This window comes from Streptomyces sp. NBC_00984 (assembly GCF_045162475.1).
GTDB lineage: Bacteria > Actinomycetota > Actinomycetes > Streptomycetales > Streptomycetaceae > Streptomyces.
In genome coordinates this window covers 42,207-68,730 of record NZ_CP108735.1, presented here as the reverse complement: position 1 = coordinate 68,730, position 26,524 = coordinate 42,207, and the positions used below count along the sequence as shown (strand labels likewise).

Here is a 26,524-nt window from a genome sequence, read left to right as displayed (position 1 = left end):
CGGCCTTCGGGTGACGCTGGGTTCTCGCCAGAGATCCAGCTGCACCAGAAGGCCGTGATGGACAGTCTGCAAGACAGCCCTGCCCGCGTCGAGGCGTTGTCCGAGTTATCCAGGTTCCGTGCGGGTCTCCATGCCTGCTTCACCCGCCGCGGGGATGCCCTGTTCGAGTTGGCGGACGCGATGCTGTGCGCGCAGGGCCCGGTGCGATCACCGGTAGAGCTGTCCTTGGAGCCGGAGTTCCGCCGACGACACGGCTCTGTCTACGACGCCCTGGCCCATGGCCAGATAAGCAGTAGCCGCTTGCGGCACCTGCTGATCGGCCTGTCGGCCCCGGCCAGGGCAGGCGAGCCGCTGATGTTCGCGATCGACACCACTCCGCACGCGCGCCCCGACGCCGAGTACGCCGACGAGCGGACGATGGTGCAGGTCCGCGGCAAGGGAGGGGATCGCTGGCTGCCCGGCTGGCCCTACAGCCTGCTCGTCGGCATCCAGTGGGGGTCCTCCTCCTGGGTCGACCCCATCGAGGCACGCCGACTGCGGCCCGGCGAGGAGCACACCGACGTCACGATCGACCAGATCACCGGGCTGCTCAAAGACCTGACCGCGACCGGGAAGTGGCAGCCCGGCGACCCGCCGCCGCTGGTCCTGCTCGACGCTGGGAACTACGCAACCGACCTCACCCACGCCCTGGCCGGCCATGACGTGCAACTGCTGGTCCGGCTGCGCGCCACCCGGGTCTTCTACCTCGACCCCCCGCCCCGGCGACCGGGCCAGATGGGCGCGCCGCCGCGCCACGGCGCGGAGTTCTCCTGTTCCGACCCCGCCAAACGACACGCCCCCGACTTCGAACGCACCGTGGAGTCCGAGCTGTACGGCACCGTGACCGTCCGCGCCTGGAGCGGACTGCACCAAAAACTCGGCAGCACCGGCCGCTGGGCCAACTGGCCGCGGGACAAGCAGTTGCCGATCGTGCGCGGCACGGTCCTGCAAGTGGTCGTCGACCACCTGCCCGACGGCCGCAAGCCACCCAAGGACCTGTGGCTGTGGCACGCCGGCCCCGTTCCGGCCGACCCGGACCTGCTCTGGAAGGCCTACCTGCGGCGCTTCGACCAGGAGCACTTCCACCGCTTCGCCAAGTCCTATCTCGGGCTGGCCAGCGCGCACCTGAGCTCGGCGGCAGCCACCGACCGGTGGGTGTCCCTGGCCATGGGCGCCTACGCCCAACTACGCCTCGCCCGCCACCTCGTGGACGACCTGCGCCGCCCCTGGCACCCAAGACCGGACCCGGGTAAGTCCCTCAGCCCCTACAAGGTCCGCCTCGGCTTCCGCCGACTCCGCGCACGCATCGGCACACCCGCCGACTCGCCGAAACCCACCCGCCCCGGCCCAGGCCGCCCGAAAGGCTCGAAGAACCGCCCGAAATCCAAGCGACCGCCCTACCGCAAGAGCGAACGGACCACCAGTAAACACACAGAGTGACGACAGAAGCTAAAATCGCAAGCTCAGTCGAGCCCTGACCCACACCAACCGTGAGCTGCTGGAACGACTCCTGCCACCCCGCAGGCAACGCTCCAACCCCCGTGTCATCAAACGCAAGATGGCCAACTGGCACCTCAAACACACCCACCACCGCAACCCACCCCGACCACCCGCAGCAGCAATCACACTCATCCCGCCCACCAAACCCGCCAGCAGACGCCAGAAGAACACCTAAATCACCGGTATTGGATGTAGGTGATGTCCCCGACGATCTTCGTACCGGGGCGGGTCGCGGTGAAGTCCCGGCCGATCAGATCCGGCGACGGGGCGGCCCTGGTGTCGGCCTTGGTCAGGCCGCGGCGTCCGGTGCGCCGGCTGTGCCCGGCGATGCCGTGCTCCCGCATGACCCGCTCCACCCGCTTGCGGTTGACCAGTCGGCCCTGCCGGCGCAGTTCGGCGGTGACGCGCGGGACGCCGTAGTTCCGCCGGGAAGCCAGGTGGATCACCGTGATCTCGTGGGCCAGGGCCTCATCCGCCTGCCGCCGCGCCTCGCGGGCCTGCCGCCCGGCCACCCACGCGTAGTACGTGGAGCGGGCGGTCCTCATCACCTTGCACAGCAGCGTGACCGCATAGTTCGCCTTCTCCGCGTGGATGAACCGGCATATCTTGCTCACCGGTCGCTCTCCTTCACGAAGAAGGCAGTCGCTTTTTTCAGGATCTCGATCGTCTTCGCCTGCTCGGCGGTCAGCTTCCGCAGCCGCTTCAGCTCCTCGTCCCGATCGTCGGCGGCCCGCCCCGCTCGCACGGAACCAGGTCCCGATCCGGTGTCCTGGGCAGCGCGGGCCTTCTTCACCCAGCCCCGCAGTGACTCCGAACTGACCCCGAGCTCCCGGGCGACCTCGGTCACCGTCCGTCCCGACGACCGCACGAGTTCGATCGCGTCCCGCTTGTACTCCTCCGAGTACCGCTTCGTGTACTTGCTTCCCACCTGGCACTGCTTCCTCTGGGCTCTCACGTCCCAGTCTCCAGGTGTCCACGATCAAGGGGAAGGTTCAATGCTGACAGCGCATGGGGCCTTCCGCACGGTGCCTTTGGCCCCAGGCCAAGCTCTGAGGCTGACCTCCTAGTGCCGGTGCCAGACCAGCATGTAGCGCCAAAACAGTCGTCGGTGCAACCGTGCACCGGGTAGCGCCTGGTGGGCGTCGCGAACGATGTCCGCAAAGGTCATAACCGCCGGTCGGGTCGGGGCGGTCATTGAGGCTGGTCGCGGCGCCTTGCGTCCCTTGTTCTTGATCCAGGCCATGGCGACGTTCGCAGGAATGGCCACGGCGTCGATCAGGTAATCGCTCAGGGACTGCGGGCGATAAACGCCGACGACGACCAGGGTTCCACCCGGCGACAGATGCTGACGGAAGCAGGTGAGGGCGTCGCTGAACGGTATGTGGTGGATGGTGGCGACACATGTGATGACGTCGTAGGGGCCAGACGGCACCTTCTTCAATGCGTCCCCAACAGTGAAGGTCACCGGGGCGGCGGCGTCTGTGAGCTCCCGCGCGCGATCGACGATCGTGGGATCGACGTCGATACCGTGCACTGCTCCGGCCCGTGAGGCCAGGAGTCTGGCGAGGTCACCGCTGCCTGATCCGACATCCAGAGCCCTGTTGAAACGTTTGGGGAGCTGGCGAAGAATCCACCGGTGGTAGTGGGCGTTGTGGTCCCAGGGGTGGGTGGCATGGAACTGCTCAAGTGCTCGCATGATGCGGGGCAGCAATGTCGTCATGGCGTGAGTCCATCAGTCCCTCGGTCGCCTGCGAAACCACGACCGAGACAAGTCTGATCCGGCCGGGGCACCCGGCCTGGAACGACCGTCAGCCGCTCGGCCGGGATACCTGGCCGAGCGGCTCTCTAGACTGCTCGCCATCACACAACGGCGATCACGTGTTGCGATGATCCTTAGAATCCGCCGATCTCCACCAGCTGACGCGGTCGGACCTTACGGGCCGGGACCGAGTAGAGGTTCCCGCCGAAAGCGACCAGGCAGTCCTTGCCGGCCGGCCGCAGATGACGCTCGGCCACCAAAAACGGCGTTGGCGGCAGCGGCTTGAGAGCTGCGTGGTCCCGGGCGGCACGATGCCCGATCACCTCGCGATGCGTCTTGTGGATCTGAGCCCGCCGCTGCGGCACCCAGGCGGCGAACGCGGCATCCATCTCCTCGACGCAGGAGAAGGCCCGGCCGGAGAGAACGTGGTCGCGGACGATCAGCACCTGGCGTTCGACGCGGCCCTTGCCCTGGGGCCGGTAGGCGGCCAGCACATCGATGTCGAAGTCGTAGTGGCCGGCAAAGCCGACCGCCTCCGGATGCAGCGGAACCGCCTCACCCGGGGCGACGTGACGGCGCACGACCGTCTTGGTCCGGTCGTAGACGATCGTCATCGGCACCCCGTTGAAGTGCGCAAATGCCCGCCGGTGGCAGTCGAAGAACGCCTGCAGGTCCAGGCTGGTGGTGAAGCAGCAGAACGGATCACGCGAGTACGACAGCACCATGTGGAAGGAGTAGACCTTCGGAATGCCCAGATGAGCGAGGACCTTTCCCTCATCGCCCCAGTCCACCTGAGCCTGAGCACCCGGGATCACCTCGAACCTGCGGTGCATCCCCGCCAACTCCCGTGGGGCGATCCCCAGTTCCTCCGCGATCCGCGGGCGGGCCTCCTGCACGTAGAGCTTGACCCGCTGGTAGTTCCCGGTGAACCCGTACTCCGTGGCCAACCGCTCATGAATCACCGCGGCCTTCATCAGGACCTTGGCCCGCAGCACCGCGTCGATCAGCGGAGCAACCTCGTCGACCACCCGCCTGCGCGGCTGACCACTCGCCGTCCGGCGCGGCGGCGCAGACGAGTCAGCAGACAGGTACTTGCTGACCGTTCGCCAGTTCAGCCCGGTCTCCTTGGCGACCTCCGACAGGCTCATCGCCCCGGACTCCACCAGGCCGCGGAAGCGCCGGAGCTCCAGCCAGCGCTGCGGGTCCAAGACCTTGGCCCACCCCTCTCTGCAACCCTGGACAACAGGCAGCAGAATGCCGGGGGCCGACTCTCAGCGCATCAAGAACTCTGTACGTTCATCCGTACGCGGCTATGCGCGTTCACATGTACGCCGACAGGCCTCCTCACGCAGGCCATCGACCCGATGCCGAGCAACAAGCTCGTGCTGTTCCAGTAGTCCAACGACTGACGGCATTCGAGACCTCCCGGGGAACGACGACCTGACAGGCCACTACTCCCACGAGTCTTACGCACCTATCCGCAACCAGCGGAAACACGCCAATCACACCCGGAAAGACAACAGCTTCTTACACAGCCACAGCGCATCATCGGTCCGCTCGTGGCCAAGCGCGGACGACCGAAGCGTTGTGAAGATGATCTCGGCTGGGCAGACCCGGAGCCCCGAACGGGGCCGGTTCAGGAGAAGGACGGCGCCAGAGGAGGATGACTCAGGAGGCGGACGGCTCGATCTCCCCCGCGAAGACGATGACCTGGTCGATGAGGCTCCGCCGCAGATGGACGACGTCCGTTCCCGCCAGGCGGGGGCCTCCATCCGGCGTCGTGAAGACCCACTGGTACCGGGCCCACTCGTCCGGCATGTCCACCGCCGAACAGCGCACCATCGTGCCGGTCCCCGCGGGGTGGCGCCGGATGTCCAGCACGAACCGCTCGACCGCCTCGATCCCCTCACTGCGGCCCAACGGTCCCCAGAAGACCACGTCCGAGGTCAGGGCCTGGGAGAGCAGCGCAGTCACATAGCTGTCGTCCGAGGCGTTGAACGCGGAGATGAACGTGTCGATCGCGGACCGCGCGGTCTCTTCTTGCATGCACCAGTAATACCAGTCGCCTCGCGGACTGCGCTCGTCCCGTGAGCCGTCTCCCGACCACGGTGAACCATCCCGGTCACAGCACTAGCCGTGGTATCGAAGCGCGAGGACCCTCCGCTACCACGGCTATCGACTCTCCCCATCGGCTTCCCGACAGGCCAACACCCCGTTGACTACCTGCCGTGATCCCGCCACGGCTGTCCACGTCCCAACTCTCGCCGCTACGATCGCGGGACAACGCAAACCGGTTGTATGAGCGTATTGAATCGGGGGCGGTCATGGAGGATTTAGGCACAGGTGACCCGCGGCGGATCGGCTCCTACATGCTGCGAGCGCGGCTGGGTCAGGGCGGGATGGGCCGGGTCTTCCTGGGGCGATCGCCGTCCGGCAGGCCGGTGGCGGTCAAGGCGGTCCACGAGCACCTGGCGCACCAGGCAAACTTCCGGAGGCGGTTCGCCCATGAGGTAACCGCGATCCGGGCGGTGAGCGGCGCCTTCACCGCCCCGCTCGTGGGCGCCGGGCCGGACGACGAAACGCCGTGGCTGGCGACCGTGTACGTGCCTGGGCCGAGCCTCGCCGAGGCGGTGGCCAAAGCTGGACCGTTCCCTCTGGAGTCGCTGTGGCCGCTGGCCGCCGGACTCTCCGAGGGCCTGCACGACATCCACACCGCCGGGGTGGTCCACCGCGATTTGAAGCCGGCCAACGTGCTGCTGGCCGCCGACGGCCCGCGAGTGATCGACTTCGGTATCGCCCGCGCCCTCGACTGTGCCTCCCTGACCCCGGACAGCGTGGTCATCGGCACCCCCGGATTCATGTCGCCCGAACAGGTTGAGGCCGCCGAACAGGGCCCCAGCAGCGACGTGTTCACGCTCGGCATCGTGCTCGCCTTCGCCGCCACCGGGCAGAGCCCGTTCGGCGAGGGCCCGCCGCTGGCCATGCTGCACCGCATCGTCCGCAGCGACGCTCGGCTGGACGGCATCCCCGCGCCGCTCCGCGGCCTGGTGGCCGCCTGCCTGACCAAGGATCCGTCCGATCGGCCCACGTCGCCCGAGGTCCTTCAGGCCATCACCGCGTCTTGGGGCCCGCCCGAGCAGTGGCCGAACGGAACCCCCTGGCCCACTCCCGTGACCCTGCTCCTACCCCGTCACCGCCTCCCCGGCTGGGGTCCGCAGCGGGTCGGGGAGGTTTCCCCGACCCATGAGGAGCTAACTCTTCGATACACCCGTGTGCGGGAGACCGAGCGCGATCTGGATCCGTCGGCTGCGGCGCGGCTGATGGAACAGCTGGCGGTTGACCAGGCTAGGGTCCTCGGCCCGGACCATCCTGACACCGTTCAGAGCCGCCACATGCGTGCGTTCTACCTCGACATCGCCGGGGAGTCCGCGGAGGCGGCGCGGCTGATGGCCGGGGTGGTCGCGGACCGGACGCGGATCCTCGGTCCCGACCACGAAGAGACTCTTCGAAGTGGACAACTGCACGCGCTCTTTCTCGGCAAGGGCGGCGATTATGCGGAGGCGGCGCGGTTGTTGGCGCAGAATGCCCTGGATCGGGCGCGGGTTCTCGGCCCCAACCACAAGTCCACCCTCTGGAGCCGGCACCTGCACGCGGAATTCGTCTACGACACTGGGGACCACGCGGAGGCTGCGCGGTTGATGGCCGGAGTGGTCGTGGACCGGGCGCGGGTCCTGGGCGCGAACCACTCCGCCACTCGTTACAGCAGGCACAAACTCGCGTCCTACGTCGGCGCCGATGGGTTACCCACCGCCGCCGGCCAGGGGCTCTTCTGAAGGGCTTGTCCGAGGAAGCAGCCGGGGCACCGGCTGGCTCGGCGGCGTTGCCGCTGGGCGGTTCCTTCTGCAGGTCCCCCCTTTTCGACGCCCCGGCGGCGTGCTGATGGGCCCGGCAGACGGTGGAGTCGGGCACTGGTCAGGTGTCTTGGTCTCCGCAGCGCTGGAGCGCGGCTTGGCGCAGCGTGTTGAGCAGCGGCAGCACGTCGTCCTCGGTGGCGTCGCTGATGGAGACGAGATAGCTGATGAGGGACCGGGCGATGATCTCGGCCTGGTTCGCTGTCGCGGTCGGGGCGAGGGCCTTGAGTGTCTCCAGGAGGACTCTGGAGACCTGGACGGTCGGGTCGGTGCGCATCTTCTCTGCCGCGGCTGCGAGTTCGTGGTCGGGCATGCCGTCGTGGATTCCGGCCTGGGCGGGCAGCAGCTGCTGCATGATGCTTTCGCCGAGCTCGGTCAGCAGGACTGATGTCGGGGTTTCGCCGGGTTCGTGCCGCAGGAGCGCGGCCGTGTCGGCCGCCCGCACCCCCGGCCCCCCGGGCTCGCTGCGCACGGGGTGATGCCGGAGGTAGCCCACCACTGCTCCAGCGCGGCCGACGGCGCCCGCTGGACTTCCTGCCCTACCGGGAGGGCAAACCGCTGCCCGGCGGCTTCAAGCTCGGGGTCAACCCCGGCCTGGTCAAGTGGGAGGGCACGCAGAGCGTGCTGTGGGGCGAGGGCGTCCGCGAGCAGTTCAACGCCCCGGAGCTCAACCTCGCCCGGTACATCATGTAGGTACTCAGAATCTGCGTCATGTTCTCGCGAGCGATGACCTCTGAGTAGCACTTATGACGCGACGCTGAGATGCCCAGCTTGGAATGATCACCCTTTCGAGTGATCGAAAGCGCGTGTGATCATTCGTACTCCAGTGCCCGTGTAACTGTCCTGCGATCAATGTCAGTTACACGGGCACTGGGGGCGGATGGTGGATGTAGAGGTGTGTGTCCGGCTTGCCGAGGACGAGGTCCGCGAGGGCCTCGCCTGGGAGTCGGTGCCGGTGGAGATGCTGTCCGCGGCCCAGCCGTGGCGGACGTTCCGCTGGTACATGGGGCAGAAGCACTACTCGGGTTCGTACTGGTCGAGTACGCAGTCGGATCATGTGATCTACGAGTCGCGGCTGGAGCTGGCGCGGTTGCTCTACGCGGATTTCGACCGGGACGTGTCGGCGATCGTGGCTCAGCCCTTCTTGCTGAGGGCCGAGGTGAACGGTGCGCTGCGCCGGCACATCCCGGACTACCTGCTGGTCACCGGCGAGGGCCCGCTGGTGGTGGACGTCAAGCCGCGACATCGGGTGGCCAGGCCGGAGCATGCGTTCACCTTCGCCTGGACGCGATCAGCGGTGGAGTCGAAGGGCTGGCGCTACGAGGTGTGGAGCGAGCCGCCGGACGCCGAGCTGGCCAACGTCCGCTTCCTGGCGGGCTACCGCCGCGACTGGCTGTTCGAATGGGACCTGCTCGAGGAGGAATGCGACGAGACGGTGGACGAGGAGCCATCGCCGGTTCGGCTCTTCGATCCGGCGATCCTCGACGACGTACGCGACCGGGTCGTGGACGGGGAGACGCTGGGGGAGGCGTTCGCCTGCCTGCCGGAACGTCCGGCGCCGCTGGTGCGGGCCGCGGTGTTGCATCTGCTATGGAAGCAGCAGTGGCTGACCGACCTGAGCGTTCCGCTCAGTGCCCGAAGCGTGCTGAGGAGCGCGTCGTGAACCGGGCGGCGGTGCGAGTGGGAGTGGGGACCCGCTTCTCCTACGACGGCGAGGTCGTCGAGGTGGTGGAGCTCGCCAGCATGCAGGCTGGCGGCGAGGTGGTCCTCAAGGACGGGCGGGGACGGCTGCTGCGGCTGGCCATCAAGGAACTGCTGCTCTCGGACCGTGCCCGCGTCATTCCGGACGGGCCGGGACCGGCCTCCGACGACCCGCAGGACGTGGCCGCGGTGGTGCTGGACCAGCTGGATACCGCGGAGCGCGAGCGGGTACTGGAGCGGGCCGCGCACGTGAGGGAGGTGCTCACCGGGTTCCGCAGCGGCAGCGAGGAACTTGCGGCGGCGGGGGAGCCTCGCGCCGCCTACGTGGCGGGCGAGCCGATGGAGAGCCGGTACGTGGCGAAGGCGGCCGAGCTCGAGGTAGCCGCGCGGACGGTGAAGCGGTGGGTGTCGGCTTTTCGCCGGGACGGTGAGGCGGGCCTGGTGCCGGCCCGCAGCGGGCCGCGTTCGGGGCACCGGAACGCGGAGGTGTGGTCGGAGGCTGCACTGGAGGTGATGGTCGAGCACACGGGCCAGTCCAAGCCGTCGAGGAAGATGGTCATCGAGCGGACCCGGGCCCGGCTGCTGGCCAGGGGGTTCGATGAGGAGGACCTGCCCAGCCGGGCGACGGCCTACCGCCTCCTGGAGGACCTGGAGCGGCGTCATCCGACGTTCCGGCTGAGTACGAAGCGGAACCGGGACATCGCTGCCCGGCCCGGCGGGGTCTACGGCAAGTTGCGGCCGACTCGGCCGGGCGAGTACTTGCTGATGGACACCAACCGTCTGGACGTGTTCGCGCTGGACCCGGTCACGCTGCAGTGGCTGCAGGCGGAGCTGACGGTCGCGATGGACTGGTACACCCGCTGCATCTGCGGGATCAGGATCACCCCGGTGTCGACGAAGGCCGTCGATGCCAGCGTCGCCCTCTACCAGGCGTTCCGCCCCCGGCCCGCGGGAGCGGACTGGCCGGCACACGCGGTCTGGCCCGAGCACGGCATCCCGCGGTCGGTGCTGGTCGACGCCACGGCGCTTGAGGGGCCGATGCGCTTGGCGGCGTCGCCCGCGCTGGTGCCGGAGACGGTGCTGGTCGACCACGGCAAGGTGTTCGTCTCGGAGCATCTGACCAGCGTCTGCCGCCGGTTGGGGATATCGGTGCAGCCAGCGAGGCTCCGGACGGGCCGGGACAAGGGCCCGCTGGAGAGATTCTTTCTGACCCTGCGCGAGGACCTGCTGCAGGGCCTGCCAGGCTACAAGGGGCCCGATCTGCACTCTCGCGGCGAGCGCCCGGAGGGGGAGGCGTTCTTCTTCCTCCACGAACTTGAGGCGATCATCCGCGAGTGGGTGGCCTGCGTGTATCACGTGAGGCCACACACCAGTCTGATCGATCCCGGGGTGCCGGGGCTGCGGATGTCGCCCGCGGCGATGTTCGAGCACGGCCTGAACAGGGCCGGCTACATCGAGGTCCCGCGCGATCCGGACCTGGCGTTTGAGTTCCTGCGAGTGGAACGGCGGAAGATCCAGCACTACGGTATCGACCTGGACGCGCGCCGCTACAACGGCGCCGCCCTGGACCCCTACCGCGGGCTGCTCAGCGATGAGCGGGACGGCAAGTGGCCGATCGCGGTGAACCCGGACGACATCAACGCGGTCTACTTCCGCGATCCTGCGAGCCGCAGGTGGCATGCGCTGGGCTGGGAGCACGCACCGGGTCGGGACATGCCGGTGAGCGAGGAGGCACTGCAGTTCGCCCGCCGCCTGGCCGCGGCCAGGGACCGGTTCCCGGACGACAAGGCCGCCGTCCGTGACCTGTTCGAGCGGTGGAACCTCGGCCTGGGCACCACGCTGGTCGAACGCCGGATGGCGCTGCGGCTCGCCCGGGAACAGGCGGTGTTGGACCTGCCCGAGCCCGAGGAGAGCGTCGCCACGCTGCCGAGCGTGAGGCGCCTGATGGACCTGCCCGACGCGGCAGAGCCGCAGACAGCGTCCGAGGCCGCGGCCGAGGCGGGCGACGACGACGTGGCTGTTGACGCCGAGCTGGTGGAGCTGGAAGACGACAGCGACTTCTACACCGACGCCCTGGAGGACGCGTGAACAGAGACAGTACGTGGACGCCGGGGGACTCCCACCGTCTGGACGCGCTGACGCTGTCCCGCAAGGAGGGCTGGGCGGCGTTCGCGGACGCGGAGGCGCGTGTCCAGCCCGAACTGCTGCCGTGCAGTGCGTATTTGGCGCTGGGCGAGCGGGCGCGGGCCGAGTACGACCAGGCCCGGCGACTGTGGCACGCGAACCTCGGTCCGTTGCGCACCCCGCAGCTGGCCGAGCTGCACGAGGACTTGTGGGACATCGTCGACAGCAACCTCCAGGACGGCGACAAGGCCAAGGGCGCCGTCGCGGTGGACGCCTTCCCCGGGCTCGGCAAGACCACCGCGGTGTTGGCCTTCGCCCGGGACTTCCACCGCCGGGAGATCGCCGAGGGCGGCGCGTTCACCGCCGGCGGGCACGAACGGCTCCCCGTCTGCCGGGTCGGGCTGACCGGCAACACCGGGATGAAGGACTTCAACCGGGCGATGCTGGAGTTCTTCGGCCACCCCGGCCGCACCACCGGCACCACGGCCCAGTTCGCCCAGCGGGCCCTGGACTGCGTGCTCTCGTGTGATGTGAAGCTCTTGATCGTCGACGATCTGCACTTCCTCCGGTGGAGGGCGACCGGCGGTGTCGAGGTGAGCAACCACTTCAAGTACATCGCGAACGAGTTCCCGGTCACCTTGCTGTTCGTCGGCGTCGGCCTGGCCGCGCGTGGCCTGTTCTCCGAGGGCGAGACCTACGACAACGCGGTCCTGGCCCAGACGGGCCGGCGCACGACCCGCCTGGACATGCGGACCTTCGAGCTCAAGAGCGACCAGGGCCGCGCCGAGTGGCGGCAGCTGCTGCTGGCCCTGGAGAAGCGCCTGGTGCTCAGCGGCAAATACCAAGGGATGCTTGCCGACGACCTGTTCGACTACCTCTTCATCCGCTCCAGCGGCCACATCGGCTCGCTGATGACCCTCATCAACCGCGGCTGCCAGCGAGCCGTCCGCACCGGCGCCGAGCATCTCGACGAGGAACTGCTCAGCCGCGTCAAGATCGACCAGGCGGCCCACCTGGCCCAGGACGACGTACGCAATCTCCTGAAGGGCCAGCGCTCCCGACGGCCCCGTCGTCAGGCGGTTCGCCGGTGACGCACGCGCGGACCCTGCCGATCCGCCTGGCCCCGCACCCGGGCGAGGCACTCGACTCCTGGTGGGAGGCGATCGCCCACCGGCTGGGCACCACCACCGGCGACGTTCTGACCTCGATGGGCCTGCTGCCGCGCAGCCCGTCCAGGCCGGTGAGCTCGGGCATCCTCGGGCACCTCGTCACCCTCCTCGAGGCGGACCAGGCGGCGACAGCCGCCTGGTCCGCCGGCGTCACCCCGATGGAGGTACACGCCATGACCCTGGCCCGCTACGACCGGCGGGTCCACGTGATCGATCCCAGGCGGCGCCGGGTCGCGGCGCGGCATGTCTGGGGACGGGCCCGCGGTTCCCGCTACTGCCCGGCCTGCCTGGCCGACAACGGCGGCAGATGGCTGCTGAGATGGAGACTCGGCTGGTCCTTCGCCTGCCTGGATCACCATCTGCTGTTGGTCGACGCGTGCCCGCGTTGCAGCCGTACGCCACGGCACTTCCCGGCGACCACCCGGCACCCTCTTACTCCGGGGCACTGCCACAGCCCGGCGCAGGGCGACTCCCCGCGGGCAGCGCGGTGCGGTCAGCCGCTCGAGGAGGCCGACGCCATCGAGCTCACCGCGCAGGGATCGGTGATCGCAGCCCAAAGGCTCATCGAGAACGCGATCACTTCCGGGCAGGCCGACTTCGGCGTCTACCAGGACAAGCCCCAGCCCAGTCTTGCGCTGTTCGGCGACCTTCGAGCCCTGGCCTGCGTCCTCCTTCGCCGCGTCCCTGAACGGCTGGTGGACTTCGTCCCGCCCGAGGCCCTGCCGGCGCATCAGCACCCCGTGCCCGGAAAACGGTGGTCCTTCGACCCCGCCGTGGAGACCCTGCCGGGCCGTCTGGCTCCACGGCGGGCCGCGACCGCCGCTCTGGCCGTCAGCGCGGCCCTGCACATCCTCGGGCAAGACGATGCCCACACGGCCGGATCCGCTCTTCGCCACCTGATCGGCGACACCGACGGCGCCATGCCGCTCAAGGTCGTGCACCGGTGGAGTCACACCAGCCCGGTCTTCGACGCGATCCACCTGGCAACGCTGGCCCCCCGCCTCAAGGGCACTGATCAGCTGCGTTACCGCACGATGGACCGGATGCCCCGCAGGCCCGGCCGCTCGGCGGCAGCGCAGGTCGCAGAGCGGGCCCGCCAGGTTCCGACTCAACTCTGGCCAGCCTGGTCCGCCCGGCTCAGTCCCCTTGAAGGAGCCCTGTCGCGCACGATCCGTCCGGCGCTGTCGTGCTACCTCCTGCTGATTGGGGGCACAAGGGACTTCGCCGCGGCGGCCCGTCGCCTTCACGCACCGGTAGAAGACAGGCTGGGCTCTCACATGACGTTCAGGCTCATGAAACGGGGCCACTTCGACCCCATCAGTCTCGGCCTGTCCGCGCTGGCGGACTACCTTGACCAGGAGGGATCACCGATCGACTACGACCGCCGCCGCGCGGTCGACTACCGTGACCTGCTGCCGTTGGACACCTGGAAGCAGCTCTGCCGGGACATCGAATTCGACGCCGGCGGAGTACGGCGCCACCAGTTCGCCCGAGCGCTGCTGTTCGAGCGACTCAGCGGATCCCCCGCGACTCTCGCCCCGGCCGCCTACACACCCAGCACCCAGGAGCTGCGGACCATGCTGCGGACCTTCGAAACAGATCTCACCCCGGCGCTGATGAGCCAACTCGAAGAACACGCAGCCGACTTCCTCACCCGGCAGGGAATCCGCGACGAACCTGTCTCCTGGCAGCCCCCGGCAGACATCGTTCGCGATCTCAAGTTGCCCGGCTGCGACCTGCGGGACATCGACCCCGGCATGCTGCACCGGCTCATCAGGGACGAACGCCTGACAACAGCACAGGCCGCCCGCCGCCTCGGCGTCAGCCATGACGCCGTCCGCTTCGTCCTGCAAGAGCGGCCAGCCCCTCCCGCAAAGGCGAAGAGCGCGAAGTGGGAGAGAGGAGCCACTGTCCGACGGGCTCGCGCAGAGCTCCCCAGGGACAAATTCGCACGCTTGTACCTCGACGAATACCGCACGCTGAAGTGGATCGCGGATCAAGCCGGCGTGAATGAGGAAGCCATCAAGGTCCTCGTCCGCGAATACGGCATGAAGCGCGACGGCAAAGCGACCCGCTGGCGCCAGATCGATCTCGACTGGCTCCGCGACCAACGCGCCGCTGGACGCACCTGCCGCGAACTCGCGGAGGAGACCGGCTTCTCACTCGGAATGATCAGCTACCTGGGCCGACGACATGACCTGCCCGGTCGCCGGCCCGCCCGGAAGGGCTGACCGGCCGCGTCACGCGGCGGGGCCGTCGTCGAGCGCCAGCTCAGCAACCCAGTTCTGGGCCTTGGCGAGGTTCGGTGCGGTGCCGACCACCTGGTAGGTGAAGTCGTCCCACTCCTCCAGGACCCGTGGCTCGTCGGGCCGGAGGTGGCCGCCGCGGTGCTCCGGACGGTGGCGGCGGTAGATGCCCATCGGCGGCCGGCGCCGCTTGTTGTACGCGGCAAGCGGGTCGTTGGCGTCCACGCGCTGGACGGCGCGGGACGGCTGGTTCGAGGGTCAGGGACGGGAGTGCTCGCCCATGCGCTCGATGCTCTCGGGCCGCGATCGTCGTCGGGCGGGCGGCGGCGAGTTCCTTAGATCTTGATGCCTGGGCTGGGCCCTGCGTCACCCGCCCGGGAAGCGCACGTGTCGCAGGGCTGGTTTCACTGAGCCGAGGAGAGGATGGTCTTGCAGGTGGGTGATTCCTCTGAGGTTGCTGTGCCGAGCTGTTCCAGGAAGAAGCCGACCGTTGTGGTGAGGTATGCCCAGTAATGGGTTGAGGCTGAAGGGCCTAGGCTGGTTCCGAACTGATAGCTGATGAGCTTGAGGGCCTGGACGTGCCCTTCGTCCTCTGTGCCGAGGGTCGGCAGAGAGGCGAAGAGCTCGTGGATGGGCCTGGCCACGACCGCTTCGAGGATGTCAGCTGTCGTGATCTGCTCCCAATCGGACTCGTCAGAACGACGGCGATCCAGTATCAGGGAGTACAGCGCGAGCGACAGCAGTAGGCGAGCCTTGGTATCAGTGCCTGCGGCATCGACCTGCCAGTCCTGGTAGCGCTGAGCGTTCTCGCTGCGGAACGCAGCATCTCGCATGCACAGGTCGCGCAGGTGTGTACTCACCGCCGTGCAGAACCGCCAGGCACTTTCTCGGAGATCACCAGTCATTTCCGCCCCTTCTTCTGGAGGCAGCAGCCTCTTCCAAGGGGTGCAGCAACGCGCAGGCGTCGCTGCACCCCTTGGAGTATGTACCCGTGGATGGGACGGCTGGCCCCTATCTCAGACGCACTTGACGTTCAGTAGGGAGCTGTCCACGTGGCCGGCCGTCGGCTTGCCGTCGTGGATGATGGTCCCGGAGGTCCGGGTCATGTAGGTCCAGTTGACGGAAGCGGGTTTACAGTTCTGCAGGACCGCAGTGCTGGTGCGGTTCGGAGGCGGGCACGAATAGTTCACCGGCCCAGACGCCAGGACTTCCCACGTCCCGGGTCCGGGGTAGTAGCGCAGGAGATCCGTCTCCGTCCGGCAGGTCTCCGGCGTGCTGGGCGTGCAGCTACTCATGTAGCCAACGGCGGTGACCGTGGTTCCGCTGTAGTTGGGCTTGGCCGCGTTGATGCTGCAGGTGACCAGGTGGTCCGGTCCGAGATCTCCCGCCGAGATCGTGGCTTCCCCCGGGCCGTCCGAAGGACCCGAGTCGGCCGATGCCGGCGCTCCGACCGTCAGGACCAGCAGGCCTGCGGCCAGAGCGCCCCATAAGGAGCGGGCTCTACGATCGTTCGTGCTCACGTCTTCTCCCTCGTTCGGTGTGGCCTTCGCCGTGAACTGTGTGAACCGTTCCGGGTTCGATAGAGACTTCAGATTGTGGTTGTGACCTGGGGTTTGGTGGTTGCGCGGTAGTAGTTGGTCTCGTATTCGGCGGGGGGGATGTGCCCTATTTCACCGTGGAGCCGACGGTGGCAGTACCAGTCGATCCACTCGGCGGTGGCGAGTTCAACCTGGGAAAGCGTTCGCCAGGGCCGTCCGGGCTTGATCAGTTCGGTCTTGAACAGGCCGATCGTGGACTCCATGAGGGCGTTGTCGTAGGCGTCACCGACCGAGCCGATCGAGGCCGCGATGCCGGCGGCGTCCAGGTGCTCGGCGAGCCGGAAACTCGTATATTGCGACCCGGCATCGGAGTGATGTATCAACTCGCCTGCTCGGTGCGGGTGTTCGTCGCGGTCGCGTTGCCACAGAGCCATGTCCAGGGCGTCCAGGACGAGCGTGGTCTGCTTCGACGTGGCGGCGGACCAGCCGACGATCCGGCGGGAGAAGGTGTCCACGACGAAGGCGACGTATACCACTCCTGACCAGGTGCTGATGTGGGTGAAGTCGGCAACCCAGCAGCGGTTCGGGGCCGGCGCGACGAAGTTGCGGTCCAGCAGGTCCGGTGCCCGCTCGACGGAACTGTCCGGGATCGTGGTGATGATCTTCTTTCCGCGGACGGCACCGGTGACGCCGAGCTCGCGCATGAGGCGCTCGACGGTGCACCGGGCCACGACGTGGCCCTGGCGGTGCAGCTCACGCCAGACCTTCCTGGCCCCGTAGACACGGTAGTTGCCCTCGAAGATCTGCTGGATGAGCGGCTTCAGCTCGGCGTCGCGGACAGTGCGGGCGGACGGGGCCTGGAGGCGCTTGCGGTGGGCGTAATAGGTGGAAGGGGCGATCTTGCAATCGTGCTCGGTGAGCACGCGGCAGATCGGCTCGACACCGCCGAAGCGGGCCCGGTGCTCGTCGATGAACGCTACGAGCGTGTGTGTGGCCGGTCGAGCTCGGCCGCGAAGAAAGACGCCGCCGCCTTCAAGATGTCGTTCGCCCGCTTCAGCTCGGCGATCTCCTTCTTCATCGCCTTGATCTGCGCGGACTCCTCCGTGGTCGTCCCCGGACGCTTCCCGGAGTCGACCTCGTCGCGCTTCACCCAGTTCCGCAGGGTCTCGGCCGAACCGATGCCCAGCTTCTGGGCGACCGCCCGCAGAGCGGCCGACTCGTTCGGGTAGTCACCACGGACCTCGGCGACCATACGGACCGCTCGTTTGCGCAGCTCAACGGGATAGGAGGAGGGACGTGCCATGACTCAATCCTTTCACGGAATCGAGTCTCTATCGAACCCGGAACGGTTCATTGCAGGAAGCCGGACCCGATCCGTTGTGAATCAGCTCCGCGCGATCCGAGGTCAGCAGCTCGCGAAGCGACATCCGCGCCAGCCGGTCACGCCCGTCCTTGAGGACGACCTCCAGGCCCGTGACCAAACTGGCGAACTCCACGACCTCGACCGTCTCACCGTCCAGCCGGAAATGGGACCCGACCCCCAGCCTCGTCCCCGCCCCGCTCATACAGGCCTCCGCAGCACGTGCCCCGCGCTCAGCGGCCGGTCCAACTCGGTCGCCACATACCCGGACCACAGCAAGTGCAGCACCGCCGACTTCACCAGCGGCCGTGGCCACTCCGACAGCAGCCTGAAGGCATCCCCCAGTGACATGCCGCCCAAGTCCGCAGCCCGCAGGGCGGCCACCAGGTCCGGGTCGAACAGCCAGCCACGGCGGTAGCCGGCGAGGAACCGGACGTTCTCCAGCACATGCGGGTCCGGCTCGCTCCACACCTCGTACCGCCACCCGCGCGACGTGACCGCCTCCCGCGTCCAGCCGAAGGTAAAGGCGATCTTCGGGTTCTGAAGCCGGTGGCGCGGTTTGACGTCCACGACCACCGGACCTTCGTCCGTCAGCAGCAGATAGTCCGGGATGTGCTTGCGGACCTTCCCCTCCACGTCGGCCTTGAGTAGAAACGGCTGGGCGACGATGTGCCGCACCTCCGGAGCGAAGTCTGCGAACAGCAGCCGCCCCAGCTCCAGCCGCGACTCGTAGATCACGTGACCGCCCACGGTGGCCGACCAGTACGTGCCCGGGAACTCGCCGTCGCGGTGGAGGTGCGCAACCGCAGGGTGGCGAGCCTGCGTACCGCCGGTTCCACCGTGGCCGAGCTCGCGGCGCAGGCCCCGCGGCCGGCGCCCCGGGTTCGCCCCTGCGCCGGATCCTGGCCGGGATGGAACCGCTGCTCGAACAGGAGCGGCCGCACGTGTGCGGGCAGAGTCCCGTCGTTCCACCCGGCCGCCCGGCCCTGCCACAGCAGGCCGCGGACGTGGCGCCCGTGATCCGCCAGCCCCCGTCGGCGAACGATGCCTTCGGCCACCCCGTGCCGGTCCGGTACTCGCTGGAGGAGGCGTGGAAGAAGGGGATCCTGCCGTGGAAGGCACCGACGGCGCGCACCTATCTGCGCAGGCGCTCTCCGGAGCGCGGCATCCCGGTGCCCGAGGGCGAGCTGGATGGGCAGACCGTCCGTTACACCGAGGACGAACTGACGATCTGGCGTACGGCCTGGCAGAAGCAGGCCGGCCCCACCACCGGCCGACCGCCTGCGGGCCCAGAACCAGTGTCACGCTGACGGACGGTGACTGTCACGCCCCTTCGCGATGTCAGATCTTATGTGTCACGCTGCCACGAATCCGCCCCTGTTTGTCCGTTTCTCGGGGCCGTTGGGCTGACCTCTGACAAGTGATCTTGACCGATTGCCGGGCGACTTTGACCGCCCGGTTCAGGCCGCTTCGTCCGTTCCTACTCGCCGTCGCTGGTGGTCCGGTTCAGACTCCGGCGCCGGTTCTTCTCGGAGCGACGCACCAGCTCACTCGCCGCGAGCGTCACGGTCGCCACGCCGCGGACCCAGCGGGGCCCGCCACGCTCCGCCCACACCACACACGCACACCCGCCGGCGGCGAGCGCCAAGACGCCGAGCAGCACCAGGCCGACCATGTTCCCCACCTCTGCGTTCATTCGTACGGTCCCGCTGATCATCTCAGGCCGGGAAGGGGCCCAACGGGATGTCCGACCAAAACGACACCTGACTCACAGAGGACCATCGGTCAAGATCAGGTGGCAGGGAACTGCTGGTCGTCAAAATCTCCTGACAAACGGCCAAGATCACTTGTCAGAGGACATGGGCTCTCCAGAGGCCATTTTCGGGAGTGGAGCGTGACACTCAAGATTGAACCTCCCGCGCACTTGTGAGTAGCACGGAGCGTAGTTACGGCCTGGGTTCTGCGGAGTGCTCCCGGGCCCGCCTGCCCGGCGATACCGTGGTGGCACACGCCAGTTCTGCCCTCTGGAGCCCTCGATGAGCGAACAGCCGGCCCCCGCCGACACCGCCGCCCGGCAGCTGGAGCCCGCGGCCGCCGACGCGGTGCGCGCGTACGCGGCCAAGACCCGCGCCGACGCCGACCGGTTCGCCGTCGTCCTCGAGGACATCGCCACCAACGGCCTGCCCGACCCCGAGCAGTGCACCCTGTGGGAGGAACTGCGCGAGGCCCACCTCACCCGCCTCGCCGCTCAGCGCCCGGCTGTCGCCTGATGCCCCACCAACACCGCCGCCGCGCCCGGATCGCGTTCTCCGAATCCGCCGGTCCTCGGCTGCGCGAGTACGCCGACGAAGTCGAGCACGTGCGCCTGCTGTACTGGGTGAGCGCCCTGGACACCACGGTGGTCGTCGCGTACATCGAGGTCTGACCAGCGAAGGAGCCGAGGTGCCCGCACGATGTACGCGAGCAGCCCGGCCTCCCGCAGCATCCCCAGGTGGTACTCCACCGACCGCTCCGACAGCCCGGTACGCCGCACCAGGTACTCGATCCCAGGACGGCACGGGAACAGCTGCGCCAGCTCCTGGGCGACCCGCACCGTCGTCGGCCCGAAACTGCGCGGCCCGCGCGACCGTGCCGCTGCGGCCGGTACAGCCCGGACCCAGCGACCCAGTGGACCGCCTGCATCCAGGGGCCTATCTGGACCAGCTGCCGCATTACGGCCTGGGATATCTGCCGCCCCCAGTGACCGCGCTCCTGCTGATCGCGTGGGGACACCTGCATGGCCTCGTCGCCCTTGAGGTGTTCCGGCATACCTCTTTCCTCGGTGACCACCACACTGAGATCTTCCGCACAGCGATGCGGAACCTGCTTGAGGACATCCATCGCCGGATCGCGGTCGCGCCGGCGCCACGCCCTTGAACCTGAAACTGCCAGGTCGAATTACTCACTCGAATGAGTGGTGAAGCTTTGGTGCCGGCGCCCGGGAAGGGAAACGCTGCCACCCTGAGCTCACGAGTCATTGCTCGTGGACCGGGTCGCGGTGGGTATTCGATTCGCCCACCGCACAAGAAAATTCGAGGTCTTCGCATGCCGGAAAAATCCATTATCCACAGCAAGGCCCAGCATTACTACAACGTGTTCCATCGCGAGCGCGACGGGTGGGTCAGCGAAACCGACGTGTACGCCTGGGTGGGCCGCACGACGCGGGAATTCAAGCTCACGCCAGGAACCGCCCCCGCCAGCGCGCTGCAGAGATCCCTTCTGGAGTACTGGAAGAGATTGTTTGTCCCTATGGATACAGACGGGGACGGCGTCGTATCACGCGACGAATTCTTGGCCGGGTTTGTCAGCCTGGGGGACAAGCCGGATGATTACGCGCGGATTGTCACGCCGTCCGCCAAGGTCTTCGTGGCCACCGCCGACGTCGACGGAGACGGCGAACTCGACAAGTCCGAGTTCAAGCGCCTGTTTCAGTCCTCTTTCGCGCTGAGCGACGAAGACATCGACGTGTCGTTCGCCGACATCGACACCGACAGCTCCGGCTCCATCTCAACTGACGAGCTGAGAGCGGCCATTCGCGTGTTCCACAGCAGGACTGATCCGAACGACCGAGGTCACCGCCTCCTGGGAGCCCTGCGTTCCTGAGCCGACAGAACCGGACAGCGTCCTCTCGTCCGCCGTCGGGTGCTCATTCCACTCGGCACCGGCGATCAGAGGGGCTCCGCCGGTCCCGCATCGAGCCGCGCTCAGGAACAACACGCCAGGAGAATCGACTGTGACCACCCATCTGCAGACAACCAAGGCCCCGCTGGTGACAGCGCACGCCAAGCACATCGTGGCCGAGACCGGTGTCCTGAACAATCCTTACTTCCGAACGCTGGTAGACGGAAGCATGTCGTTGGAGAACTTCCGCGCAAGCCAGGAGCAACTAGGTTTCGCCGTCACCTACTTCGCCCGTCCGATGGCTGCGCTGGTGTCCCGGATCGAGCACCCCGCGGATCGCATCGGAATCCTGGGCAATGTCGTGGAAGAACACGGCGGATTCCGCCCTCAGGAATTCCATCACGAGACCTTCCGCGGATTTCTGGCCAGCATCGGCAGCGACACCGTACGGCTGAACGGCCTGAAGATGATGCCGGCCGTCCACGCGTACAACAGCGTTCTCAGTGCGGTGTGTACGTGGGAGGACCCGCAGGTAGGAATTGGCTGCATGGGCGCGATCGAGTACGCATTCGCCTCGGTATCGGCCATCACGGGCAACGCGGTTGTGAACCGCGGTTGGGTCGCTCAAGCCGACCTGATGCACTACGGCCTCCACTCCGAAATCGACGAACAACACGCAGAGGACTTCTTCCTGCTGCTAGAACCCCACTACCGAAACCCAGCCGCACGACGCCGAATCGACCAGGGCCTCGGCCTGGGCGCGTACGCGCTGAACCGCCTCTACAGCGATCTGTCCGAACTGGGTCGTTGACTCTGCTGCCCAATTCACTGCGGGGGTGAGGGCGGGTCCGCGTTGATCGTTCGCGAGGTCGCCTTTCCGTCGTGCGGCCGTGGAGGCGGTACGGATGTCGATGCGGCCGGTGGGACTGCCGGAGATCCCGGAGCAGACCGTGGTGGTGGCGCGGGCGGCGTTCCCCAGGGGGAGCCTGGCGATACGGGTGCGGCACCACCTCGCGGAGGTCTTCGTCGATGAGCCGTTCGCCGAGGCGTTCGGGGTGCGCGGGGCGCCGAGCCTGCCGCCCGGGGTGTTGTCGCTGGTGACGGTCTGGTGGCGGCCGGGGGCAAGCAGCGCACCGACTCCACCCATGTGATCAGCGCGCCTCAAGGAGACTCCGGCGAGCGGCCGTTGTCGAAGATGACCCCGCGCTCGCCCACGCTCACCGGGACATTGACCCACCGGGCCTTGCCGTCGATGGACGAGGCGTACTGGCAGCGGTGACCGGTGTCTTGGCCGTATGCGACGAGTTCGAGGTCTGGCACCTTTCCGCAGCGTAGGTGCTTGCTGACCCGGTTGTACTCCCTCCAGAACTCGCCGTAGACAGACTTCGCCGTCAACACGGCCTGGCCCGCGTTGGTGATTTCGTACGGTTTCAAGTCACCGGCCGGCTCCTCGAAACGGATGGACCAGGGGACCTTCACGCTGTTGTAGGTGACGGTGCACCGTGTGGTCACGCCCGGCTTTTTGCTCACCTTGTCGCCCTCGCACGCGGCGCTGGTCCTCCCCGGTATCCCGGCCATGGCCACGGTGTGTTTACGCATCGTCCACAGCACCCGCTCGGTGAACGCGGCGTCGTCGGTGGGTTCCGGCGGCAGAGCGCCGAGCAGCGTCTTCACCGTCAGGAGTCCAGGCTCGGCCGAGGTGATCGCGATGGGGAGTTCCTTGCCGCTCTTCGGCGGCGCGGTGTCCGCAGGGCGGGAGGCGTTGTCATGCGATCCCGACCCGCCGCAGCCCGCGGTGACGAGAGCGGTCATGGCTATGCCCAGGAAAGTTCTACCAATGCGCATGCAGCCTAACTCTAGCCAGACGCGCGGCCGGTCGAGACGGTCGCTGTGAACAACTTCGGCAAGGTCCGGCGCTGCACCGAACGCTGGAGAACGGCCATCGAGTTCTTCCTCGCCCTGGCCAGCACCCCCGTGCCCACTCCCGCAGCGCCTGGAGGCCGGCGGCGGTGATCCCGGCGGCCGGGTTGACGGCGTGCGCGAGGACCGGGCCGACTGTCGAGAGGTAGGCGGTGGTCCGGCGGATCTCCTCAGCCCGCCAGTGCAGGCCGGCCGCCGCGTCGGGGGACCGGCCGGGGTCTTCTACCCGCATGTAGTGGATGGTCGCGGTGTGCCGCATCGGCACCAGCGGCGGCACCGTTTCCCACCCGAGGGCGGGCAGCAGCGGCTCCAGCTCGCCCGGGGTGTACGAGGAGACCAGGACCAGGTCCGCCGGAAGATCCATGAGGGCCCGGCCGACCTCGGCGTTCAGGGCGAGCCGTAGACCGCGCGGGCGCGGGTAGACCATCGCGGCCCACCCCTGCCAGGCGGCCGACTCTGCTTCGTGCACGGTGTACCCGGCGGGCAGCGGCCCTCCGTGCGGGGAGAGCACACCATCAATCTCAACTGCAACGTATGGACGCATATCCGAAGAATACGAAACAAAAAGGCGCATCACGGCCAAATGCCCTTATTCTCTTGCGAGTTGGGCGATGACGTACGACCGGCGACCCGAGGACACCGCAGTAATCTCCCGACCCCCCGGCGCCGTGGCCGGCCACTCCCTCTCGCGCGACGGCGGGGCCGCGCGCGTCGGCGCCCGCGAGCACGCATCGACGCCGTCTCTCTCGCCCCCAGCTCGTCCTCGCCGGACACACTCCGCAGGACATCGCCCGCCTGCTGGACGAACACCCCGCCACCGCGACAGACCCCCTGGCCTCCACCGCGTTCCTCGCCGCCCTCACCGGACACTGGCACCGAAACGCCCGCAAGCCCGCACCCCCCGGAGCACCCGGCCTCCGCGCCTACCAACACCGCGCTGCCACCGCAGGAATCGCACTTCTCGCTCTTCGCATGAACTGAATTGCTGGCCTGAGATCACGATCCGACAGGCCCCCGTTTGCGGCTGACAACGACGGCGCCCGCCCCGGGCCACATCCCCGGGGCGGGCGCCGCCGTTGTTCCGAAAGGCCGCCCACTCCAGCCCAAGCGCGGCCAGCTTGTCCGCGGTGAGCTTCGCGCGCCTGCTCTTGCCGTTCGACGGAAACACCCCGAGCTTGACCTCGGTCCCGTCCTCCAGCCGCTCTACGTGGGCGGGACCTTCACAGAGCCCGTGCGGGCCTTGTACTGCGCCAGGGGCCGCCACGCCCCGCTCGAAGGCCCCACAGGCGCCGTGGACGGCTTCGCGGGCGCCTCCGGCTCCGGAATCCTTACCGGTTGGGGGTCAGATACCTGGTCCGGTGAGGTAGGTGTAGCCGCCGGGCAGGCTGTAGCTGCCACCGGGGGTTTTAACGATGACGTCAGCTGCGCCTGCTGCGTTCGGCGGTGCGACAGCGGCGATCTCGGTGTCGGAGACGACCGTGAACGGAGCGCTTGGCCCGCCGGCTTGAATGGCGTTGGGGCCGATGACTACCTGCTCGGTCGAACTCAGTTCGGTGCCGGTGATGGTGACGGCCGTGCCGCCCGACGACGGGCCCGAGGCGGGATCGAGGGCGGTGATCGTCGGGTTGGCGAAGTAGCTGTAGCTGATGCCGTCGGTGCTTCCTCCTGCGGTGACCACGGTGATCGGAACGGTGCCGACACCGCTTGCCGTGGGTACAGTGACGGTGATCTCGCTGTCGCTGACGCTGGTGATCGTGCCCGCGTTGGCCCCGAAGTCCACGGCACTGGCACTTGCCAGGTTCAGGCCGGTGATGGTGACGGTGTTTCCGCCGCTGAACTGTCCCGCGTCGGGGCTGACGGAGACGACCAACGGCGGGCCCGTGTAGAAGAACGGTTCAGGGTTGCTGGTGCCGCCGGCGGTCGTGACCGTCACAGCCACCGTCCCCGTTCCCGAAGGTGAGACGGCGGTGAGCTGGGTGGGCGAGACATTGATGACGTTGGTGGCCGACTTGGAGCCGAAGTCCACTGCGGTTGCCCCGCCGAGGTTCGTGCCCGTGATGGTCACTGTGGTGCCACCAGCGGTGGTGCCCTGATCAGGAGAGACAGGCATGGCATTCCTCACGCAACGTAGACGTTGTGCGAGCCGTTGCATCTCCTCCACGCAGGATGCGCGTTGCGACATCGCTGACGCGGAAATCACCAGGCACCGTGAGCGGGGCCCGGCACACGCCGATGGCAGCGCACCCTTCGGAGAGGGATGGGCGGCCCAGAGGTTCAGAGTTACATCAGTAACCCATCCCAGCTGATTGCATGACAAGAGAGCTGTCGCCTCGCCACCCATTTGGCCGAGCGCGCGAATCCCTCGCCCTTACCGAGTGGATATCGATGACCTGGGGCGACGCCGTTTCCGGCAAGCTGGTCAGCTTTCCCGTATGACAGGTTTCGCGGACATGTCTTCGCGGTACTTGCGTGGTTCCCGGCACAGCTTGGAGCGGCTCACGCCGAGTTCCGCGGCGACTTGCTCGGGGACCGCGTCGTCCTTGATCCGCTGAGCGCTCCCGCGCGGGGGGTCGCGTTGAGCTTCGCCGGACGCCCGGAGCCCTCCCGCTACCAGGTCGACAGCAACCGCCTCACCTGCCTGGGGCTCTGGGGCATCAGCATCGGCCGCAACAAGGTAGGCCTCATCGAGGCCTGCGTCGGAGACCTTGGACGTGACCTGCCCAGTGCGGAGCGCGCCCACTGGCTCAGCTTCAACGAGGCTCCGAGCGGCGGGCTGGACGAAGACCGATTCCGGCGCGACATCCTCGGCCAGTGGCACGACGGTCCCCCTCAACCCCCTGCGCAGCCTGGCAACAGCGAGACAGCGGTTCAGCACCGCGCTGGCCCGAGTCGTGGGGCAAGAGATCTACCGCCCCTGGGACGCCGCCGACAAGATCGCGTTCGACGGCCTGCACATGCCCACCAGCAGCGAACGGCAGGAGACGGACAACCAGATCCTCACCCTCGCCAAGGGCGTGATTGACTACCTCGACGTCAAAGCCATCCGGAATCTCCCCGGCGCCGACCCCAAAGGCACCACGATCAACTGCATCGAGGCCTGGGTGAAGAAGCTCGACGAAGACCCTGTGCCGCTGATCAGCCCACTACGCCTGCTCCAGGGTCTGCGTTCGACCGGCGTCGCGCGCCCCCGCAGCAAGGATTGGCAGGCCACGCTCGTCCGTGCGGGCCTGGACACGCTGCAGCCTGACGAGCAATTCGTCAAAATAGTCGGTTCCTCGCGAGAATCTGCTGAAGCCCCGCTATCCGTCACTGGCCCTGCTCGTCCGAACCGTGCTGGATGCGTGGGGTAACTGTCGACGCGCCGGTGATCTGGGTCGCCGGCAGTCGTGTGAGCAGGCTCTCGATCAGTCGCTGTTGCACAGGCATGTCGTCGTTCCTCCCGATCAGCCTCTGCGTGGCCGAGGTTCGTCCATCGGGGAGAGCTGGTGCGTGCTGGTTCCCATGGGGGCGCGCGCGTGGTGGTACAGGGGGTGGATTCGCCTTCCCCTGGCGCGCCAGCCGATCCGCCCTCTGTGCGCTCGTCTATTCAGGTGGCTA

At 67.8% G+C, this 26,524-nt stretch carries 29 protein-coding genes and 2 pseudogenes; 15 read left to right on the top strand and 16 right to left on the bottom strand.

Annotated features, from left to right (window positions below; genetic code table 11):
- Positions 1–57 precede the first annotated feature (57 nt).
- A complete protein-coding gene (locus OG520_RS40030; protein WP_331748014.1) occupies positions 58–1,479 on the top strand; it encodes a transposase in 1,422 nt (473 codons plus the stop codon).
- 236 nt (positions 1,480–1,715) lie between these two features.
- On the opposite strand, the gene OG520_RS40025 is transcribed toward OG520_RS40030, so the two are convergent.
- The 5 genes and pseudogenes from OG520_RS40025 to OG520_RS40005 form a co-directional block, all read right to left on the bottom strand.
- Positions 1,716–2,153, bottom strand: coding sequence for an IS3 family transposase (locus OG520_RS40025; protein WP_331747763.1), 438 nt, complete (start codon positions 2,151–2,153; stop codon positions 1,716–1,718).
- Positions 2,150–2,467, bottom strand: coding sequence for a transposase (locus OG520_RS40020; RefSeq protein ID WP_329202944.1), 318 nt, complete (start codon positions 2,465–2,467; stop codon positions 2,150–2,152). Before OG520_RS40020 ends, OG520_RS40025 begins: the two co-directional genes overlap by 4 nt.
- A gap of 135 nt (positions 2,468–2,602) precedes the next feature.
- Positions 2,603–3,259 (bottom strand): class I SAM-dependent methyltransferase, encoded by a 657-nt coding sequence (locus OG520_RS40015; RefSeq protein WP_331747761.1) that lies wholly within the window; start codon positions 3,257–3,259, stop codon positions 2,603–2,605.
- 185 nt (positions 3,260–3,444) lie between these two features.
- Positions 3,445–4,551: pseudogene (gene istA, locus OG520_RS40010) on the bottom strand (IS21 family transposase); the annotation flags it as partial.
- A gap of 415 nt (positions 4,552–4,966) precedes the next feature.
- Positions 4,967–5,344: a nuclear transport factor 2 family protein gene (locus OG520_RS40005; RefSeq protein WP_024757633.1), complete on the bottom strand. Its 378-nt coding sequence runs from the start codon at positions 5,342–5,344 to the stop codon at positions 4,967–4,969.
- A 248-nt stretch (positions 5,345–5,592) separates the two neighbouring features.
- Between OG520_RS40005 and OG520_RS40000 the strand changes: the two genes are divergently transcribed.
- A complete protein-coding gene (locus OG520_RS40000; protein WP_406016697.1) occupies positions 5,593–7,131 on the top strand; it encodes a protein kinase domain-containing protein in 1,539 nt (512 codons plus the stop codon).
- 139 nt (positions 7,132–7,270) lie between these two features.
- Here the strand turns inward: OG520_RS40000 and OG520_RS39995 are convergent, their stop codons facing one another.
- The gene (locus OG520_RS39995; RefSeq protein WP_331747703.1) at positions 7,271–7,564 is read right to left on the bottom strand and encodes a hypothetical protein; all 294 of its coding nucleotides are present in this window, start codon (positions 7,562–7,564) and stop codon (positions 7,271–7,273) included.
- A gap of 32 nt (positions 7,565–7,596) precedes the next feature.
- Between OG520_RS39995 and OG520_RS39990 the strand changes: the two genes are divergently transcribed.
- The 5 genes from OG520_RS39990 (at position 7,597) to OG520_RS39970 (ending at position 14,434) form a co-directional block, all read left to right on the top strand.
- Positions 7,597–7,902: a hypothetical protein gene (locus tag OG520_RS39990; protein ID WP_331749617.1), complete on the top strand. Its 306-nt coding sequence runs from the start codon at positions 7,597–7,599 to the stop codon at positions 7,900–7,902.
- Between the two features lie 187 nt (positions 7,903–8,089).
- Entirely contained in the window at positions 8,090–8,872 is a 783-nt protein-coding gene (locus OG520_RS39985; protein ID WP_331747700.1) for a TnsA-like heteromeric transposase endonuclease subunit, read from the top strand.
- Positions 8,869–10,998 (top strand): Mu transposase C-terminal domain-containing protein, encoded by a 2,130-nt coding sequence (locus OG520_RS39980; protein WP_331747698.1) that lies wholly within the window; start codon positions 8,869–8,871, stop codon positions 10,996–10,998. Before OG520_RS39985 ends, OG520_RS39980 begins: the two co-directional genes overlap by 4 nt.
- Positions 10,995–12,125, top strand: coding sequence for an AAA family ATPase (locus OG520_RS39975; protein ID WP_331747695.1), 1,131 nt, complete (start codon positions 10,995–10,997; stop codon positions 12,123–12,125). The genes OG520_RS39980 and OG520_RS39975 overlap by 4 nt, the downstream gene beginning before the upstream one ends.
- The gene (locus OG520_RS39970; protein ID WP_331747693.1) at positions 12,122–14,434 is read left to right on the top strand and encodes a TniQ family protein; all 2,313 of its coding nucleotides are present in this window, start codon (positions 12,122–12,124) and stop codon (positions 14,432–14,434) included. Before OG520_RS39975 ends, OG520_RS39970 begins: the two co-directional genes overlap by 4 nt.
- A 9-nt stretch (positions 14,435–14,443) precedes the next feature.
- Here OG520_RS39970 and OG520_RS39965 read toward each other — a convergent pair whose 3' ends face one another.
- From OG520_RS39965 to OG520_RS39940, 6 genes are all read right to left on the bottom strand, one after another.
- A complete protein-coding gene (locus OG520_RS39965; protein ID WP_331747691.1) occupies positions 14,444–14,674 on the bottom strand; it encodes a DUF6087 family protein in 231 nt (76 codons plus the stop codon).
- A 179-nt stretch (positions 14,675–14,853) separates the two neighbouring features.
- The gene (locus tag OG520_RS39960) at positions 14,854–15,354 is read right to left on the bottom strand and encodes a hypothetical protein (RefSeq protein ID WP_331747688.1); all 501 of its coding nucleotides are present in this window, start codon (positions 15,352–15,354) and stop codon (positions 14,854–14,856) included.
- A 111-nt stretch (positions 15,355–15,465) separates the two neighbouring features.
- Positions 15,466–15,969, bottom strand: coding sequence for a hypothetical protein (locus OG520_RS39955; protein ID WP_331747685.1), 504 nt, complete (start codon positions 15,967–15,969; stop codon positions 15,466–15,468).
- 68 nt (positions 15,970–16,037) lie between these two features.
- Positions 16,038–17,290 (bottom strand): IS3 family transposase gene (locus OG520_RS39950; protein WP_331747682.1). Its coding sequence is split into 2 segments (ribosomal slippage): positions 16,038–17,008 and positions 17,008–17,290, totalling 1,254 coding nucleotides; the frame shifts between segments, so codons are not numbered across the junction.
- Positions 17,291–17,318: 28 nt separating this feature from the next.
- Positions 17,319–17,483: a hypothetical protein gene (locus tag OG520_RS39945; protein WP_406016696.1), complete on the bottom strand. Its 165-nt coding sequence runs from the start codon at positions 17,481–17,483 to the stop codon at positions 17,319–17,321.
- A 65-nt stretch (positions 17,484–17,548) separates the two neighbouring features.
- Positions 17,549–18,085: a TnsA-like heteromeric transposase endonuclease subunit gene (locus tag OG520_RS39940; protein ID WP_406016695.1), complete on the bottom strand. Its 537-nt coding sequence runs from the start codon at positions 18,083–18,085 to the stop codon at positions 17,549–17,551.
- 173 nt (positions 18,086–18,258) lie between these two features.
- On the opposite strand from OG520_RS39940, the gene OG520_RS39935 reads away from it, so the two are divergent.
- Positions 18,259–18,657: a hypothetical protein gene (locus OG520_RS39935; protein WP_266425202.1), complete on the top strand. Its 399-nt coding sequence runs from the start codon at positions 18,259–18,261 to the stop codon at positions 18,655–18,657.
- Between the two features lie 170 nt (positions 18,658–18,827).
- On the opposite strand, the gene OG520_RS39930 is transcribed toward OG520_RS39935, so the two are convergent.
- The gene (locus OG520_RS39930) at positions 18,828–19,043 is read right to left on the bottom strand and encodes a hypothetical protein (protein WP_406016694.1); all 216 of its coding nucleotides are present in this window, start codon (positions 19,041–19,043) and stop codon (positions 18,828–18,830) included.
- Between the two features lie 340 nt (positions 19,044–19,383).
- Here OG520_RS39930 and OG520_RS39925 point away from each other — a divergent pair, with 340 nt between their 5' ends.
- The 6 genes and pseudogenes from OG520_RS39925 (at position 19,384) to OG520_RS39900 (ending at position 22,158) form a co-directional block, all read left to right on the top strand.
- Positions 19,384–19,617: a hypothetical protein gene (locus OG520_RS39925; RefSeq protein ID WP_331747674.1), complete on the top strand. Its 234-nt coding sequence runs from the start codon at positions 19,384–19,386 to the stop codon at positions 19,615–19,617.
- Positions 19,617–19,772 (top strand): hypothetical protein, encoded by a 156-nt coding sequence (locus OG520_RS39920; RefSeq protein ID WP_266425206.1) that lies wholly within the window; start codon positions 19,617–19,619, stop codon positions 19,770–19,772. Before OG520_RS39925 ends, OG520_RS39920 begins: the two co-directional genes overlap by 1 nt.
- Positions 19,773–20,035: 263 nt before the next feature.
- Positions 20,036–20,263 (top strand): annotated as a pseudogene (locus tag OG520_RS39915) (TetR/AcrR family transcriptional regulator); the annotation flags it as partial.
- 168 nt (positions 20,264–20,431) lie between these two features.
- Complete coding sequence (locus OG520_RS39910) at positions 20,432–20,989, top strand: EF-hand domain-containing protein (protein ID WP_331747669.1); 558 nt, start codon at positions 20,432–20,434, stop codon at positions 20,987–20,989.
- Positions 20,990–21,119: 130 nt separating this feature from the next.
- Positions 21,120–21,818 (top strand): iron-containing redox enzyme family protein, encoded by a 699-nt coding sequence (locus OG520_RS39905; RefSeq protein WP_331747667.1) that lies wholly within the window; start codon positions 21,120–21,122, stop codon positions 21,816–21,818.
- A 94-nt stretch (positions 21,819–21,912) separates the two neighbouring features.
- Entirely contained in the window at positions 21,913–22,158 is a 246-nt protein-coding gene (locus OG520_RS39900; RefSeq protein WP_331747664.1) for a hypothetical protein, read from the top strand.
- Between the two features lie 10 nt (positions 22,159–22,168).
- On the opposite strand, the gene OG520_RS39895 is transcribed toward OG520_RS39900, so the two are convergent.
- From OG520_RS39895 to OG520_RS39885, 3 genes are all read right to left on the bottom strand, one after another.
- The gene (locus OG520_RS39895) at positions 22,169–22,852 is read right to left on the bottom strand and encodes a hypothetical protein (protein ID WP_331747661.1); all 684 of its coding nucleotides are present in this window, start codon (positions 22,850–22,852) and stop codon (positions 22,169–22,171) included.
- A gap of 1,417 nt (positions 22,853–24,269) precedes the next feature.
- On the bottom strand, positions 24,270–25,079 hold the full coding sequence (locus OG520_RS39890; RefSeq protein WP_406016693.1) for an IPT/TIG domain-containing protein: 810 nt from the start codon (positions 25,077–25,079) through the stop codon (positions 24,270–24,272).
- A 267-nt stretch (positions 25,080–25,346) separates the two neighbouring features.
- Positions 25,347–25,745 carry a hypothetical protein gene (locus OG520_RS39885; protein ID WP_331747653.1) on the bottom strand — a complete coding sequence of 133 codons (399 nt, stop codon included), beginning with the start codon at positions 25,743–25,745 and terminating at the stop codon, positions 25,347–25,349.
- A gap of 73 nt (positions 25,746–25,818) precedes the next feature.
- On the opposite strand from OG520_RS39885, the gene OG520_RS39880 reads away from it, so the two are divergent.
- The gene (locus OG520_RS39880) at positions 25,819–26,277 is read left to right on the top strand and encodes a hypothetical protein (protein ID WP_331747650.1); all 459 of its coding nucleotides are present in this window, start codon (positions 25,819–25,821) and stop codon (positions 26,275–26,277) included.
- The last annotated feature ends 247 nt before the right edge of the window (positions 26,278–26,524 follow it).

Coding starts and splice junctions, on each gene's coding strand:
- OG520_RS39920 (WP_266425206.1), top strand. CDS start 19,617: ATGCCCCACCAACACCGCCGCCGCGCCCGGATCGCGTTCTCCGAATCC.
- OG520_RS40005 (WP_024757633.1), bottom strand. CDS start 5,344: ATGCAAGAAGAGACCGCGCGGTCCGCGATCGACACGTTCATCTCCGCG.
- OG520_RS39985 (WP_331747700.1), top strand. CDS start 8,090: ATGGTGGATGTAGAGGTGTGTGTCCGGCTTGCCGAGGACGAGGTCCGC.
- OG520_RS39890 (WP_406016693.1), bottom strand. CDS start 25,079: ATGCAACGGCTCGCACAACGTCTACGTTGCGTGAGGAATGCCATGCCT.
- OG520_RS39935 (WP_266425202.1), top strand. CDS start 18,259: ATGGAACCGCTGCTCGAACAGGAGCGGCCGCACGTGTGCGGGCAGAGT.
- OG520_RS39910 (WP_331747669.1), top strand. CDS start 20,432: ATGCCGGAAAAATCCATTATCCACAGCAAGGCCCAGCATTACTACAAC.
- OG520_RS39900 (WP_331747664.1), top strand. CDS start 21,913: ATGTCGATGCGGCCGGTGGGACTGCCGGAGATCCCGGAGCAGACCGTG.
- OG520_RS39930 (WP_406016694.1), bottom strand. CDS start 19,043: ATGAACGCAGAGGTGGGGAACATGGTCGGCCTGGTGCTGCTCGGCGTC.
- OG520_RS39895 (WP_331747661.1), bottom strand. CDS start 22,852: ATGCGCATTGGTAGAACTTTCCTGGGCATAGCCATGACCGCTCTCGTC.
- OG520_RS39960 (WP_331747688.1), bottom strand. CDS start 15,354: ATGACTGGTGATCTCCGAGAAAGTGCCTGGCGGTTCTGCACGGCGGTG.
- OG520_RS40015 (WP_331747761.1), bottom strand. CDS start 3,259: ATGACGACATTGCTGCCCCGCATCATGCGAGCACTTGAGCAGTTCCAT.
- OG520_RS39925 (WP_331747674.1), top strand. CDS start 19,384: ATGAGCGAACAGCCGGCCCCCGCCGACACCGCCGCCCGGCAGCTGGAG.
- OG520_RS39995 (WP_331747703.1), bottom strand. CDS start 7,564: ATGCAGCAGCTGCTGCCCGCCCAGGCCGGAATCCACGACGGCATGCCC.
- OG520_RS40030 (WP_331748014.1), top strand. CDS start 58: ATGGACAGTCTGCAAGACAGCCCTGCCCGCGTCGAGGCGTTGTCCGAG.
- OG520_RS39990 (WP_331749617.1), top strand. CDS start 7,597: ATGTCGGGGTTTCGCCGGGTTCGTGCCGCAGGAGCGCGGCCGTGTCGG.